The sequence below is a fragment of the Arthrobacter cheniae genome (genome assembly GCF_003602275.1).
Classification (GTDB): domain Bacteria; phylum Actinomycetota; class Actinomycetes; order Actinomycetales; family Micrococcaceae; genus Arthrobacter_D; species Arthrobacter_D cheniae.
Genome location: NZ_QZVT01000001.1, coordinates 613,546 through 627,408, shown reverse-complemented (window position 1 = coordinate 627,408; position 13,863 = coordinate 613,546). Strand labels below are relative to the sequence as shown.

The following is a 13,863-nucleotide window of genomic DNA, read 5'->3' as shown; positions in this document are numbered from 1 at the left end:
CGCGGTAACGCGTGATCGGATAGAGGGATGGACAGCCAGCAGAGATACGACGTCGTCATCATCGGTGGGGGAGTGTCGGGCCTGAGCGCCGCGCTCGTCCTCGGACGAGCACGCCGCACCGTTGCGGTCATCGACACCGGAAAACCACGTAACGCCCCGGCCGATGCGGCCTACGGCTTCATCACGAGGGATGGGACCGCGCCGGACCACCTCGTCGCCCTCGCTCGGCGCGACCTCGACCCCTACGGAATCACGTTCTTCGACGGTACCGCCGAGGATGCCCGCGAAGACGGAGAAGGATGGTCCGTCGCGATCTCCGGCGGCACGTCGGTGGAGGGGAGGCACATCGTCGTCGCCACCGGTCTGCGCGACGTCCTTCCCGAGGTGCCCGGGGCACGGGAGGCCTGGGGTCGCGGCCTGCTCCAATGCCCGTACTGCCATGGGTGGGAGGTCCGCGACCAGGCGCTCGGGGTCCTCGGTTCCACTCCGACGTCCCTCCACCAGGCACTTCTCGTGCGCCAATGGTCCGACGACGTCACCTTCTTCCCCCACGACCTCGCCCCGCTGTCCGAGGATGACGAGCGCCGCCTCCGGACGCGCGGCATCCGCATCATGGAGGGACACGTGCAGGGTCTGGTCCTCGGACCGGTCGGCGACGGCGCACCCCGGCCCCTTCGCGGCGTCCAGCTCGACGACGGACCGCTGGTCGCGTGTTCGGCCGTCTTCTGCGAGCCGGGTTCGGACGCGGGACTGCCACTACTCGATGCCCTCGGCTGCGACATGCGCGACGACGGCTGCGTCGTCACGGACGATATCGGACGCACGTCCGTGGAGCGGGTCTGGGCCGTCGGCAACGCAGCCGATCCTGCAGCCCAACTCGTGCCGGCGGCGGGTGACGCCTACCGGGTTGCCGTGGCCATCAACGCGCTGCTGGTGGAGGAGGAGTGCCAGGCCTGCCTGGACTCGGAGGAAGCCATCAGCGAGGGCGTCTGACCTCCGGTCGGGCAAGCCCGGTCACACAGGCAGGGCCCCGGTCTGCACCGGAGCCCTGGCTGTATAACCGGCCGAATTCCTATTTGCCGAGATCGGGGCGTGTTTCCTGATCCTGGGCGAGGAAAGGCGTGTCCTCGACCGTGAGCGGATCTCCGCCGCTCGGACCGGTAGGACTGTTGCTGCCCGAGTCCATTATGGTGATGACCGGCGGCACGTCCAGGGGCAGGTCACCGCTGGCCCCGACATCCTTGCCCGGATCCTGGGGTGCCTTCGCGCCGTCCGAGTTCCCCGAGCCACCCTTCTTCATGACGCCCTTGAGGGAGTTCTGCAACCCGGGAGCCTTGCTCTTCAGGGCGCCGGTGGTCGAGCTGACCTTGTCCTGCACCTTCGGGCTGTTCCAGAGCTGCTGGGCCTTGGTTCTGATCTGCTCGTAGCTCTCCCGGCCCGCCCGCGTTCCCAGGACGTAACCGGCAGCCATACCCGCTGTGAACACGAGTTTGTTCTTCATGCTGTTCTCCCTCTGGTCGACTGCGTTGCTACTGAATCTAGACCAACGCGGCAGGGCAGGCGAGGGAAGTTTTCCGAATCGTGCTGTTGCAGTCGGGAGGAACCAGCCGGGAGCCTTCCACTCGGCGGCATGCTGCAGGAGGATATGCTGGAAAGCGCTATCCACCAGAAGGGTTCCGACGTGAAACAGCCCCGTGATGCCACCGATCGACGAGGGGTGGGGGCGTCACCTGCCCCGCCCCACGCCCGGGTCCTGTCCGTCATGGCCGCGCTCGCGATGCTGCAGGTGATCTGGCCCCTCACCATGGACCTGTACCTGCCGTCGTTCCCTGCGATCCGTCGCGAGTTCGGCTCGGATGAGTCCGCCGTGCAGTTGACGCTGACAGCGGCATTCATCGGGATGGGAATGGGTCAGCTCGCATCGGGTCCGGTGTCCGATGCCATCGGGCGAGCACGGCCCCTCGCGACGATGATCGCCGTGTACTGCGTGGCAACGGCATCCTGTGCGTGGGCGCCTTCCATGGGATGGCTCATCGCGAGCAGGGCGGTCCAGGGTATAGGCTCCGCAGCGTGCGCGGTCATCGCCCTCGCCATAGTCCGCGACCTCTACTCAGGCAGGCAGCTCCTCGTGTTGCTCGCTCGGCTGTCGATTGTCTCGGGCGTCTTCGTGGTCGCGTCGCCCGCCCTCGGCGCCCAACTGCTGGGCGTCGTCGGCTGGCGAGGTCTTTTCTGGATCCTGTTCGGCTACGGTCTGGTACTGCTCTGCGTTGCTGGGGTCCTCCTGCTACGCAACGAGACCCATACGGCGGAGCGGCGTCTCCTGCGAAAGGGTGTGCGCCTCCGCGACGACTACGGTGCGCTCGTCACGGATCGGCAGTTCAGATCCGTGGCGATAGGCGGTGGCCTGCTCTTCGCGGCCATGATGTCCTTCATGGCCGGCAGTGCCTTCCTCCTTCAGGAGGTATTCGGGCTGAGCCCTACCGGGTACGCGTTGATCTTCGGCGCACAGGGTGCGCTGATGGTGGTCGGTGCGCAGCTGGGAGGCTATGTGGCCCGACGTGCGGGCCCGGCGCTCGCCGTGCGCGGCGGTGCTGCAGCGCTCGTGGGAACTGCGACGCTCCTGCTGGTGAGCGTCGGTCTCGCACCGCAGATCGGTCTCTGGGGGCTGATGGCGCCCATCATGGGATTCACGATGTCATACGGCCTGATCAATCCCGCGCTGCAGGCCACGGCACTCGAGCACCATGGCCTTCGCGCGGGTACCGCTGCTTCGCTGCTCGGTGCCTCGAACATGGCCGGTGCTGCTGTGCTCGCCCCCGTCACGGGAGCCTTCGGGCTGTCCTCACCCGTGCCTACTGCGGTGGTCATGCTGTCGTGCGCGGTGGTGGCATACCTTCTGCTGGTGACCGGGGTGCGGATGGCCGAATCAACTCCATCGACGACGCACGGTGCATCGCTTCCCGGCCGGCGCTCCGGCCAGAGGGCAAGTACCTACTGACATCCCAATGGACAAGGGCGCGGGTGCCCGGAAGCGGCCGGCGCCGGCGAATGCAGCAGGGGTGGAAGGACGTCCCGATCAGCAGTGTCCGCGGAACGGTGTCGGCAGCAGTCCCGAACGACGGGACGGCCGCGTCAGGAGAAGCGGCGGGCCGGCTCGGCGACGTCGGGACGAAGGGGGGTGGACTCCGGCTGCTTGTCACGCCGGTCCAGTTCCTCGGTCAGTTCCTCGTGCCGGATCTCCGTCTCCAGGGACGGTTCGCCGTCGTGGGCGTACTCGTAGTCGAGTTCGCGGTGGATCTTGCTGTTCAACACCTCGACGGCGGGCAGATCGAGGGTGGTGAGATCTTCCGGGAAGTCTTCGGCGGGCGACAGTCTGGTGTTCATGAGGGCCTGTTCGGTGGTTCGACGCGGACATGGGAAAAGGCCCGCTTCTGGACCACGCTGGCCGGGCAGGGCCCGGCGCAGAATCAGGATATCGGTCTCCCGGCTATAACGGAAGCCGGCCCACGGGCCGGCGGCGTTGCTCATTGGGAACGGCGTGCGCTTGGTGCTGGGGCCTTCATCGGTGACGCAACGGCAACGTCGGAATCACCACACGGTGTCGACACTGCGCCGGGAGTGTCGGTGCCGGACGCTAGCCTCACTCCGACACACATCACAGCAGGGAGGCTTCATGCCCGAAGGCGACAGCGTCTTCCGCCTCGCGGCGCGGTTGAGGAGGTCGCTCGATGGCCGCACGCTCGAGCGCGGAGACCTTCGGGTCCCGGCCCATGCCACCGATGTCCTCGACGGTATGCAGGTGGTGGAGCATGTGACCCACGGCAAGCACCTGCTGACCCGGTTCAACGGCGGACTGACCCTCCACACCCACCTGCGGATGCAGGGGTCGTGGACCGTGACGGCGCCTGGCCGGAAGCTTCCCCGGGCACTGCTGCCGGACGCCCGGGTGATCCTCGGGGTCCGGAGTGGGCCCACGGCCTACGGGCTCGACCTCCCGGTGGTGGATCTGCTGCCCACGCGCGCGGAGCACGACGTCGTCGGGCACCTCGGACCCGATCCACTCCGATCCGACTGGTCCGCGGACGAGGCGGTGCGACGGCTGCAGCGAGAGCCAGGCGAACGCGTGGCGGCCGCCCTGCTCGATCAGCGCAACGTCGCCGGCTTCGGTAACCTCTGGGCCAACGAACTCTGTTTCCTGCGCGGTATCCACCCGGACACGGAACTGGGCGAGGTCGACGTGGCGGCGCTCGTGGCGCTCGGCGCGCGGTGCCTGCGCTTTTCCGCCACGCAGCCCGGGGCTCACCAGGTCACGACCGGCAACACGCGCAAGGGTGAACAGCACTGGGTGGCGGGCCGGGCCGGGAAACCCTGCCTGCGATGCGGGACGAGCGTGCGGGTCAGGGCCGAGGTGCCCGGCGACCCGGGCCGTCGCCGGACCTGGTGGTGCCCCCGGTGCCAGCCGTTCCTGCCCGCTGGTTGACGCAGCCCTCGGCGCACCGAAGCCCCGGCCCTATGATTCCCTGTCCTGTCCCCACGCAGGCAGGGTGTATCAGCGGCGCGCGGCCAATCCTGCCGCGAACGCCTCCGCCGACGCCGTCGTGCTGTTGATACGCCAGTCGGCTTCCTTGTCGATGTGGAACCAGACCAGTGCCACCACATCCGGCTGGGCCGAGACGTAGCTGAAGAGGGTGGTGATCCATTGCGCCTTGGACCCGCCCAGCTCCGAGGACGCCGTCTCCGCGATGACGATCGGTTTGCCGGGTGCGAGCTGCCGAAGCTGGGCGATCCCTTCCCCGAACAGGGCCTGAGGCTCCTGCCACGTGCTCCAGGACTGCGAGGTGCCCCAGTTGTAGCCGTCGAGCGCAACGCTGTCGACGTAGCCTTCGCCCGGGTAGAGCTGGGCCAGGGGGGTGGAGCCCCAGTAGGGCACGTTCGGGTTCCAGATCCAGCTGATGTTCGTGGCGCCGGTCGATTGGACGACATCGTGGACATGGCGGTAGGCGGCGATGTAATCACCGGTGTCGTTGCCGTTGACGCCCTCCGCCCACGGGTACCAGTTGCCGTTCATCTCGTGCGCGAACCGCAGGTACACCGGCTGGCCCCACTGCCCGAGGGCGGTACCCCACTCGCGGAGATAGGCGTCGAAGTCACCTGCAGCGATGCGGTCAAGCGAGAACGCGGGTTGCTCGGTTCCGCCACCCCACGTCCAGGGCTCCCAGGTCAGCAGCGTCTCTGCACCCCGCGCGCGGACCGCATCCAGCTCTGCGATGGGGACCGGCTGGTTGAAATCCTTGTAGGAGAGGACGATGGATGGTGCCTCGCCGGCCAGCGTGGACACCTCGTCGAGCTCGAGGCCGGCCGCCGGACCACCATTGGTGCCGATTCCGAATCGGATGGCCTTCGGAGCGGCGGGAACGGGAGCCGGTGCCACGACGGTGAAGCTTGCACTCGCGACGGAGCTGCCGACCGTTGCCGTCACGGTCACGGTCCCGGAACCCGTGGGAATGATCGACGCCTGGAAGGCGCCCGTCGACGTGGTCGTCACTGCTACCCGGTTAGAGCCTGCTACCACGGTCCCCTTCGTCCGCTTGGGAAAGCCGGCTCCGGTCACGGTGACCGTGGTGCCGGCCACCCCCGAGGCGCTGCTCAGCGTGATGCCGGCTGCTGCCTGTGCGGGAGCAGGCGTCAGGCCGATCGTCAGCACCGCGATGGCGGTGAGGAGCAGGAGGAGCCGGGCAGCGGTGCCACGGACGGCACCGACCGGGACGGGGACGGAGGGAACGTGAAGCATGAGCGGCACCTAGCTGGTTCGGTAGCCCGGCTGACCCGACGGGTCCCGTGGCTTTGCGTCGCCGGCTCGCACCGGGTTTGCCTTTGTCGCTGAGCGGTTACCCGAGCGCTGTCGGTTTCCCCGAAGGGGAAGCCACTGTCCATTGTCCTGCGCGCTCCACTTCGCGGAGGCCGGGTTGCACCGAAGGCTGACCAAGTATTGGTGCAGGTCTTCCGCAGGACTCCCAGCGAGCGCGGACGGGCCCCGAATCCGGGCAGAGACGGATGCTCGTGTCGCTGGGAATTTGGTGTGGTCTGGACCACAATGGTCCTATTGCCGACAGAGGCTCCCGCGCCAAGTGTGCTGAGGGGAACGAATGAAGCAAGAACCAATGTTCACGAACACCATAGCGACGCAGTTCGATGGATTCACATCGAACTTCGAAGCGCGGGTAGGCCCTGAACTCGCGGCGGTCTTCGCCAGGGAGCAGGCGGATCTTCGACGCGTCGGGCTTCCGAGCGGAGTTGCCCGCGTCGGTGACAGGCTTCCTGACGCCGACCTGTACGACACCGATGGACGCAGGGAACGCCTGGCGGACATTCTCGGAGGCGCCGCCGCGATCATCGTCTTCTACCGTGGTTCGTGGTGCCCCTACTGCAGCATCACGTTGCAGACCTACCAGCGGGAATTGCGGCCCGTGGTCGAAGCCTTCGGAACCAGGCTGATCGCGATCAGTCCCCAGAGCCCCGATATCGCCAGGGAAGCGGCGAAGGAGCTGGGCCTGCATTTCGCGTTGTACTCCGACGAGGGAAATGCCCTGGCCACGCGTCTGGGTATCGTGGCGACACCGAGCGCCGAGTCGGTTCGGGCTCGGGCCGCCCTCGGCATCGACGTCGCCGGATCGAACATGGATCAGACCGCTGCCATCCCCTTTCCCACGGTGATCGTCGCTGATGCGACCGGAACGATCCGCTTGATCGACGCGAGGGTGGACTACACCACGCGGACGGAGACCTGCGACGTCATCGACGCACTGGTGGCACTGTAGCCGGCATGCATCGGAGGTGCTCCGCAACGCACAGCAGGCCGAACCGGACGTACGCCACGGGGAGTAAGGATCACCGGCACGGTGAGCCGCCGACGGGCCGGGGACGGGTGAGTGGGGCGGTTGCCCTTATACCGGGTGAGGGCTGGTACGGGCCATGTGAAGTCACTCGATTCCGGTGTTGAGGGCCGGAGGCCGCGCGTAATACAGTGCACTGAGTGTCGTCGAACAGCGACGCGAAGAGGTCATGGTGGGCGTCCCTGACCTGTGCTTGGCGACAGGCGACGAGGACGGAGCGCCCGGGAAAGCAGGAGCAGACCGTGAGTGTCATAGGTTTCCACGCCTCGCACGAGCAGATCGCACCCTCCCAGCTGCTGATGGACGTGCAGCGTGCGGAGTCGGTGGGATTCGGGGCCGCGATGTGCTCTGACCACTTCGAACCGTGGTCCCTCACCCAGGGACACGCGGGGTACGCCTGGTCCTGGCTCGGTGCTGCCCTCGCCACCACCGGCCTGCGCTTCGGAGTGGTGACCGCCCCGGGCCAGCGGTACCACCCCGCCGTGACCGCGCAGGCCTCGGCGACCCTGTCAGCGATGTTCCCCCAGCGTTTCTGGATGGCGCTGGGCAGTGGGCAGAACATGAACGAGCACATCACCGGCGATCCGTGGCCGGACAAGGCGGTGCGGCAACAGCGACTGGAGGAGTGCGTCTCAATCATCCGGCGCCTGCACGCAGGTGAGGAGGTCACCCACCGGGGGCTGGTGACGGTGGACCGGGCCAGGCTGTGGGACGTGCCGGAGACTCCTCCGGCCCTGCTGGGTCCGGTGATGTCCGTGGAGACAGCCCGGCGGGCAGCCAGGTGGGCGGACGGCCTCATCACGACCAACCAGCCGCCCGAGCGGCTCAAGGAGCTCGTGGGTGCCTACCGCGACGAGGGTGGCACGGGCGCGACAGTCCTCCAGGTCCACCTCAGCTGGGCGCCCACGGAGGACGAGGCGGCGGCCCTGGCCATGGACCAGTGGCGGACCAACTCGGTCGGCCCGCCTGCTGCGTGGGACATCGCCACCGCGCAGGAGTTCGACGAGTACGCCGATGCGGAGAACCTCTCCCTGGAGGAGGTCGGCCAGACGGTCAACATCTCCTCCTCGGCGGGCCAGCACGCCCAATGGCTCCACGAGTATGCCGAGCTGGGGTTCGATGAGCTGTACCTGCACCACGTCGGCCAGGACCAACGCCCCTTCCTGGAAACCTTCGGGACGAGCGTTCTGCCGGAACTCCGCGTCTGACGTGACCCGGGAAGCAAGCGGGGACCGCGCCTGTGCCCACGCTCACAGGATCGCGGTGCTGTCCCTCACCAGGAGTTCAGTGCGCGGAAGCGACCGGACCCGGGCTTCCCCGGTATCGAGCAGGGACAGGAGCAGCTCGGCGGCGACGCGACCCTGCATGGTCGGGTTCCGTGAGAGGGCGGTGACGGAGGGGGAGGCCAGCTGGCAGTGCAACGAGTCGTCCCAGCTGATGACTGCCACGTCCTCGGGGCACCGCAGGCCGAGTTCGCGGAGCGCGAGCAGTCCGCCCATGGACATGAGGTCGTTCCCGAAGACGACGGCGGTCGCCGACTCGGCCGAGCGGGTGCCGAACAGGGCCACGACGGCTTCGCGTCCCGACTCGAGCGCGTAATTCGCCTCGTACTGAACCACGTCGATTCCGTGCCGGGCCGAAGACTTCCGCACGCCCCTGATCCGCTCTTCCTCCTGCCTGTGGGTCAGCGGACCCGAGACGTGGGCCACGCGCCGGTGGCCGCGCTCGTGGAGATGGTCGACGATCGTCGCGGCATCAGCTGCGTTCTCGGTCGTCGTAGCCGAGAAGGCGGGCGGTGCCTCCATTCCCGTCGCGCCGTGCAGCACGAACGGGAGACCGAGCCTCTCCAGCAGAGCAGGTCGCGGATCGTCATGCAGGTGGTCGAATATCAGGACGCCGTCCACTTTCCGCTCACCGGCCCACCGCTCGTACGTGGCCCGCTCCTGTGCCGGGTCCTTGCCGATCATCCGCAGCATCAGCGCCATGTCACCCTCGGCGAGGGCGGTCTCGATGCCGGCGAGCAACCCCATGTAGTACGGTTCCGTGCCGATCAGGAGGGGGTCCGCCGAGAGGACCATCCCCACGGCTCCGGAGCGGGAGCGCGAGAGGGCGCGGGCGGAAGAGCTGGGGTACCACTCGAGTTCCTCGGCCAGATCCAGCACGCGACGCCGGGTCAGCTCGCTGACACCCGGCTGGCCGTTGAGGGCGTAGGACACGGATGCCTTCGAGATGCCCAGCCGCCTCGCCAGTCCGGCGATGGTTTCCTTGGCCATGGCTACACACTAGCGGCCCCTTCTGCTTGACCGGCTTCGCGGTATCCCTTAGGTTCGACGTAGTACCTGAACCGGTTCAGTAACTCCACATTCTCAGCGAGGAGAATCCTTGTGACGTATTCACTCCAGCTCTACACACTGCGGACGGCTATGGGGGAGGACCTGCCGGGAACGATCAAGCGGGTCGCGGAACTCGGCTACACCGCCGTGGAGCCCTACAACTTCGTGGCCACCGCGGACGAGCTGGCCGAGGCGCTCACCTCCAACGGGCTCACAGCCCCTTCCGGCCACGCTCCGCTCCTGCGCGCTGACCAGGACGAGATCTTCGAGGCGGCCCGCAAGCTCGGCATCGGCACCGTGATCGACCCCCACGTCGAGCGTTCCCACTGGACTACCGACGCAGACATCAAGGCCACGGCGGACGCCCTCAACGCAGCCGCGAAGAAGGGCGCCGGCTACGGCATCACGGTGGGATACCACAACCACGAGTTCGAGCTCGAGGAGCACATCAACGGCACGTCAGCCCTCGAGGTCCTCGCGGGTTACCTCGATCCCGAGGTCATTCTCGAAGTGGACACCTACTGGGCCGCCGTCGGCGGTGAGGATCCTGCCGAACTGCTGCGCCGCCTCGGCGACCGTGTGCGGTTCGTCCACATCAAGGACGGTCCGCTCACCAAGAACGACAAGGAGCAGGTGGCGGTCGGACACGGCGCCATGCGCGTCTGGGACATCCTCGACGCCGTTCCCGGCCTTGAGGCTGCCGTCGTGGAACTCGATGATTTCGACGGCGATGTCTTCACCGCCGTCGCGGACAGCCTGACGTACCTGAACGAGGGAAAGAAATGAGCACCGGCACCACTGGAAGCCCACGAACCGGGCCCGTCGGCGTCGCCATCATCGGCGCGGGCGTCATCAGCAAGGAATACCTGACGAACCTGACGAGCTTTCCCGACGTGAAGGTGCACATCGTCGCCGACATGTTCGAGGAGGTCGCAGCGGCCCGCGCTGCCGAGTTCGGCGTCCCCGCGTCAGGTGGCGTGCAGGACGCACTGGACCATCCCGACGTAGAAATCGTCGTGAACCTGACAATCCCCGCCGCGCACGTCGAGGTGGCCACGGCCGCCGTCGCTGCGGGCAAGCACGTCTGGAGCGAGAAGCCCTTCTCCCTCGACCGCGAGAGCGGAATCGGCCTCCTGAAGACCGCCGACGCCGCGGGGGTCCGCCTGGGCTGCGCCCCCGACACCTTCCTCGGTGCCGGGTTGCAGACCGCGCTGCGCCTCGTGGCCCGCGGTGACATCGGTGTACCCCTGACGGCTTTGACCCTGATGCAGTCCCCGGGTCCCGAGTCCTGGCACCCGAACCCCGCGTTCCTCTTCCAGGAGGGCGCCGGTCCGCTGTTCGACATCGGCCCCTACTACCTGACGACCCTCGTGCAGACCTTCGGCGCCATCACGAAGGTGGCCGGGTTCGGGTCGACATCCCGTCAGACCCGGACCATCGGGTCCGGTCCCAAGGCCGGCGAGGTCTTCGACGTCACGGTTCCCTCCCACGTCAGCGCTATCGCCCAGTTCGCGAACGGCGAGTCCTCGCAAAGCATCTTCAGCTTCGACTCACCACTGAAACGCGCGGGATTCGTGGAGGTCACGGGCACGGAGGGCACGCTCGCGTTCCCGGATCCCAACAACTTCACCGGAGACCTCACGCTGACCCGACGCGGGTCCGACGAGCCCGAGGTGATTCCCGCCGTCGGTGCGACGTCGACGCGCGGCAGTGGTGTCCTCGAGATGGCCCGGGCGCTCCGCGAAGGCCGCCCGCACCGTGCGCAGGGCGAGATGGCGTACCACGTGCTCGATGCCATGGTCTCGATCGCCGAGAGCATCGACACCGGCGAGTTCGTCTCGTTGTCCAGCAGTGCAACTGCCGCCGAGCCGTTGCCGGAGGACTGGGATCCGCAGGCTTCCACCCTCTCCTGATCACAGGGGGCGCCGCGGGCATGACGCGGTGCCTCTTGTTCACGGCCCGACGGCGCCTACCTCCGGTACCGTCGGAAGCGCCCGAACGCACCCGTCACACCCGCCGTACCACGAATGGAAGTACCGATGACGTATCTACCCGCCGATGACCGCTACGAGAGAATGCCGTATCGCCGTGTGGGGAGGAGTGGGCTGCACCTGCCTGCTGTCTCCCTGGGCCTGTGGCACAACTTCGGGGACGATAAGGCCTTCGAGATCCAGCGGGACATCCTGCGCCGGGCCTTCGACCTCGGTGTCACGCACTTCGACCTGGCCAACAATTACGGTCCCCCCGCCGGCAGCGCGGAGACGAACTTCGGCCGGCATCTGAAGGACGATTTCCGGCCGTTCCGCGACGAGCTCGTGATCTCGACCAAAGCCGGCTACGACATGTGGCCGGGCCCGTACGGTGAATGGGGTTCGAGGAAGTACCTGCTGGCGAGCCTGGATCAGTCGCTCGAGCGCATGGGCCTTGATTACGTCGACATCTTCTACAGCCACCGGCCCGACCCGGGTACGCCGCTGGAGGAGACGATGGGCGCCCTGGATACCGCCGTCCGGTCCGGGCGTGCCCTGTACGCGGGTATCTCCTCCTATTCACCCGAGCGTACGCTCGAGGCCGCGGCCATCCTCCGGGACCTGGGTACGCCGCTGCTGATCCACCAGCCGTCCTACTCGATGCTGAACCGGTGGACGGAGGACGGGACGCCCAACCTCTACGAGGCGCTGGAGCAGGTCGGCGCCGGCTCGATCGCGTTCTCGCCGCTGGCCCAGGGTCTGCTGACCAGCAAGTACCTGCACGGCGTCCCGGAGGATTCGCGTGCCGCGGCGAACAAGTCGCTGGATGCAGGTCAACTGAGTGATGAGAACCTGCGGCGCATCCGCGGGTTGAGCGGTATCGCCGAGGGCCGTGGGCAGAGCCTGGCGCAGATGGCGATCGCCTGGGTCCTGCGGGACCGGACCAAGGGGACCCCGGTCACCTCGGCACTGATCGGGGCGTCCAGTGTCCACCAGCTCGAGGACAGTCTGGCTGCCGTCCAGAACCTCGACTTCACCCCTGAAGAACTGCACGCCATCGACGAGTTCGCCGTCGAATCCGATATCAACCTCTGGGCCGCCGCCCTCGAGGGATAGCGGATCGACAATGCCGATTCCGTTGTTCCCGCACCCGTCCTCGCGGGCGTCGGCTACCCGCCCGGCTCCCGGAGAACCCTGACGCGCTGCCCCGCCGAGCCGCGGCGGGGCGTCCGCAGGGATTGGTGCCTGCCCTGTCCGAAGGCCATCGCAGTGCTCCCTCACGCCTTGCAACGGCGTCCTCCGATGGCCGGTGGACATACGGGCGGCGCCGCGATCCGAGGAGTCCACGGCGGACTGGCGTAGGCTGGAAACCTGCGGACACGTTCGCGCCACCTCAGGCGCCGTTCGCGAGGAGGCGGAATTGGTACAGCGCATGGCAGACCCCACGTATAGGGCCCAGCAGTGGGAACAACGCTACGATCCGCAGATCGAGGACGTGAACCGACTCTGCGACACACTAGCCGAGTCGAAGCCCGGATCAGCGGTTCCGTACATCGATCCCATCCATGATGTCGATGGTTGCAAGATCGTCAGTCTTTTCTCGAACCCGGGAGCATCGTTGCCCTCGGGATTCGTCTCGTTCGAGAACGATGACCCGAGTTCCGTGCGCATGGCCGAGATCTACGAGAAGGTGGGCCTGCGGCCCGACGCCTTCATGCCGTGGAACGCCCACCCGTGGTACCTGCCCGAGGGCAAGGAGCGGGCGCTGACAATGGATCAGATCGCCGATGGCGTGAAGCCGCTGCTCACGTTCCTCCAGCAGGTTCCCCGCGCGTCGGCCCTCGTGGCACACGGAGCGGACGCCCACAAGGCCGCACGCAGGCTCATGAAGCTCGAGAACCGCGCTATCGCCAAGCGCGGCTTCAAGATTTACGAGGTCCGGTCACCGGGGGAGCGCGCTTTCAAGGGCACCCCGGCCAACCAGGAGATGTGGCTGAAGGACATCCAGTCCGCCTACACGGACGCAATGGGCCGGGCCGGGATCCGCGCTCGCCAGTCCATCTAGCTGCTTCAGGCCCTGTAGACGGCCAACGCCGTCGTCGTTCTCCGGAGCGACGACGGCGTTGCCATGTGTGGTGACGATTCCAGCCGCGCTGCGGCTCAGCCCGATTTCAGCCGCGCTGCGGCTCAGCCCAGCCCGATGAGCGCTCGCGGCGCGTCGGCTTGAGCGGACTTCTCGGTCGCGCGTCCGAGCGACAGCCCACGGAGGGTAGCCGAGATGTCCTCGAGGGACTGCTGGACCCACGCGAAGGCGTCGTCGTCCATGACCTGATCCTCGGGGTCCGGAGTGCAGGACCGGTGCGCGAGGGCGAGACGCGCGATCGTACCCCCGAGGGTGTCGAGCAGGTCGTTCGTCTCCCGTGCGAGCTGCTCGGCCAAGGGTCCGATGCCCTGGGCGTCCCGGCCGCCCGACATCACGAGGAGCGTGGTCCGGGGCAGTCCGGAGCCGTCGGAAAGCATCGTTCCAGGCGGGCGCGTTGTACTCATGACTGTGAGACCTCTTCTGACGTGCGCTGGCGCCCGAACGTCCCCATGGGCGGCGAAAGATTGACTCGAACAGTCTGCCACCCGCCGTGCTACTTCCCTATGCTTCGGGACGCAGGATAT

The 13,863-nt window shown here is 67.4% G+C and carries 14 protein-coding genes and 1 riboswitch; of the genes, 9 read left to right on the top strand and 5 right to left on the bottom strand.

The genetic code is table 11. The features are described 5' to 3' along the window. Positions 1–27 precede the first annotated feature (27 nt). Positions 28–993, top strand: coding sequence for an NAD(P)/FAD-dependent oxidoreductase (locus D6T63_RS02990; RefSeq protein ID WP_120147499.1), 966 nt, complete (start codon positions 28–30; stop codon positions 991–993). Between the two features lie 79 nt (positions 994–1,072). Here the strand turns inward: D6T63_RS02990 and D6T63_RS02985 are convergent, their stop codons facing one another. Beyond that, on the bottom strand, positions 1,073–1,501 hold the full coding sequence (locus D6T63_RS02985; RefSeq protein ID WP_120147498.1) for a YtxH domain-containing protein: 429 nt from the start codon (positions 1,499–1,501) through the stop codon (positions 1,073–1,075). 180 nt (positions 1,502–1,681) lie between these two features. On the opposite strand from D6T63_RS02985, the gene D6T63_RS02980 reads away from it, so the two are divergent. Further along, entirely contained in the window at positions 1,682–2,998 is a 1,317-nt protein-coding gene (locus D6T63_RS02980; protein ID WP_182976851.1) for a multidrug effflux MFS transporter, read from the top strand. Positions 2,999–3,132: 134 nt separating this feature from the next. On the opposite strand, the gene D6T63_RS02975 is transcribed toward D6T63_RS02980, so the two are convergent. Then, positions 3,133–3,384, bottom strand: a complete 252-nt coding sequence (locus tag D6T63_RS02975) for a hypothetical protein (RefSeq protein ID WP_120147603.1) — start codon at positions 3,382–3,384, stop codon at positions 3,133–3,135. 289 nt (positions 3,385–3,673) lie between these two features. Here D6T63_RS02975 and D6T63_RS02970 point away from each other — a divergent pair, with 289 nt between their 5' ends. Next, positions 3,674–4,480 (top strand): DNA-formamidopyrimidine glycosylase family protein, encoded by an 807-nt coding sequence (locus tag D6T63_RS02970; RefSeq protein ID WP_120147496.1) that lies wholly within the window; start codon positions 3,674–3,676, stop codon positions 4,478–4,480. A gap of 69 nt (positions 4,481–4,549) precedes the next feature. Here D6T63_RS02970 and D6T63_RS02965 read toward each other — a convergent pair whose 3' ends face one another. Then, on the bottom strand, positions 4,550–5,791 hold the full coding sequence (locus D6T63_RS02965) for a glycoside hydrolase family 26 protein (protein ID WP_120147495.1): 1,242 nt from the start codon (positions 5,789–5,791) through the stop codon (positions 4,550–4,552). Positions 5,792–5,808: 17 nt separating this feature from the next. Beyond that, a riboswitch (cyclic di-GMP riboswitch) is annotated at positions 5,809–5,883 on the bottom strand. Between the two features lie 263 nt (positions 5,884–6,146). Here D6T63_RS02965 and D6T63_RS02960 point away from each other — a divergent pair. Both D6T63_RS02960 and D6T63_RS02955 read left to right on the top strand, forming a co-directional pair. Continuing rightward, complete coding sequence (locus D6T63_RS02960; protein ID WP_120147494.1) at positions 6,147–6,818, top strand: peroxiredoxin-like family protein; 672 nt, start codon at positions 6,147–6,149, stop codon at positions 6,816–6,818. A gap of 317 nt (positions 6,819–7,135) precedes the next feature. Then, the gene (locus D6T63_RS02955; protein WP_120147493.1) at positions 7,136–8,101 is read left to right on the top strand and encodes a TIGR03885 family FMN-dependent LLM class oxidoreductase; all 966 of its coding nucleotides are present in this window, start codon (positions 7,136–7,138) and stop codon (positions 8,099–8,101) included. Positions 8,102–8,143: 42 nt separating this feature from the next. Here D6T63_RS02955 and D6T63_RS02950 read toward each other — a convergent pair whose 3' ends face one another. After that, positions 8,144–9,166: a LacI family DNA-binding transcriptional regulator gene (locus D6T63_RS02950; protein WP_120147492.1), complete on the bottom strand. Its 1,023-nt coding sequence runs from the start codon at positions 9,164–9,166 to the stop codon at positions 8,144–8,146. A 111-nt stretch (positions 9,167–9,277) separates the two neighbouring features. Here D6T63_RS02950 and D6T63_RS02945 point away from each other — a divergent pair, with 111 nt between their 5' ends. From D6T63_RS02945 to D6T63_RS02930, 4 genes are all read left to right on the top strand, one after another. Then, positions 9,278–10,012 carry a sugar phosphate isomerase/epimerase family protein gene (locus D6T63_RS02945; RefSeq protein WP_120147491.1) on the top strand — a complete coding sequence of 245 codons (735 nt, stop codon included), beginning with the start codon at positions 9,278–9,280 and terminating at the stop codon, positions 10,010–10,012. Further along, on the top strand, positions 10,009–11,139 hold the full coding sequence (locus D6T63_RS02940; protein WP_120147490.1) for a Gfo/Idh/MocA family protein: 1,131 nt from the start codon (positions 10,009–10,011) through the stop codon (positions 11,137–11,139). The genes D6T63_RS02945 and D6T63_RS02940 overlap by 4 nt, the downstream gene beginning before the upstream one ends. A 126-nt stretch (positions 11,140–11,265) precedes the next feature. Then, on the top strand, positions 11,266–12,312 hold the full coding sequence (gene mgrA / locus D6T63_RS02935; protein ID WP_120147489.1) for an L-glyceraldehyde 3-phosphate reductase: 1,047 nt from the start codon (positions 11,266–11,268) through the stop codon (positions 12,310–12,312). 316 nt (positions 12,313–12,628) lie between these two features. Then, entirely contained in the window at positions 12,629–13,261 is a 633-nt protein-coding gene (locus D6T63_RS02930; RefSeq protein ID WP_120147488.1) for a uracil-DNA glycosylase family protein, read from the top strand. 122 nt (positions 13,262–13,383) lie between these two features. Here the strand turns inward: D6T63_RS02930 and D6T63_RS02925 are convergent, their stop codons facing one another. Further along, the gene (locus D6T63_RS02925; protein ID WP_147394291.1) at positions 13,384–13,743 is read right to left on the bottom strand and encodes a hypothetical protein; all 360 of its coding nucleotides are present in this window, start codon (positions 13,741–13,743) and stop codon (positions 13,384–13,386) included. Positions 13,744–13,863: the final 120 nt, after the last annotated feature.

Excerpts from the sequence above, each read along its gene's own strand:
- D6T63_RS02990 (WP_120147499.1), top strand. The coding sequence starts at position 28 with ATGGACAGCCAGCAGAGATACGACGTCGTCATCATCGGTGGGGGAGTG.
- D6T63_RS02985 (WP_120147498.1), bottom strand. The coding sequence starts at position 1,501 with ATGAAGAACAAACTCGTGTTCACAGCGGGTATGGCTGCCGGTTACGTC.
- D6T63_RS02975 (WP_120147603.1), bottom strand. The coding sequence starts at position 3,384 with ATGAACACCAGACTGTCGCCCGCCGAAGACTTCCCGGAAGATCTCACC.
- D6T63_RS02970 (WP_120147496.1), top strand. The coding sequence starts at position 3,674 with ATGCCCGAAGGCGACAGCGTCTTCCGCCTCGCGGCGCGGTTGAGGAGG.
- D6T63_RS02965 (WP_120147495.1), bottom strand. The coding sequence starts at position 5,791 with ATGCTTCACGTTCCCTCCGTCCCCGTCCCGGTCGGTGCCGTCCGTGGC.
- D6T63_RS02960 (WP_120147494.1), top strand. The coding sequence starts at position 6,147 with ATGAAGCAAGAACCAATGTTCACGAACACCATAGCGACGCAGTTCGAT.
- D6T63_RS02950 (WP_120147492.1), bottom strand. The coding sequence starts at position 9,166 with ATGGCCAAGGAAACCATCGCCGGACTGGCGAGGCGGCTGGGCATCTCG.
- D6T63_RS02940 (WP_120147490.1), top strand. The coding sequence starts at position 10,009 with ATGAGCACCGGCACCACTGGAAGCCCACGAACCGGGCCCGTCGGCGTC.
- mgrA (WP_120147489.1), top strand. The coding sequence starts at position 11,266 with ATGACGTATCTACCCGCCGATGACCGCTACGAGAGAATGCCGTATCGC.
- D6T63_RS02930 (WP_120147488.1), top strand. The coding sequence starts at position 12,629 with ATGGCAGACCCCACGTATAGGGCCCAGCAGTGGGAACAACGCTACGAT.
- D6T63_RS02925 (WP_147394291.1), bottom strand. The coding sequence starts at position 13,743 with ATGAGTACAACGCGCCCGCCTGGAACGATGCTTTCCGACGGCTCCGGA.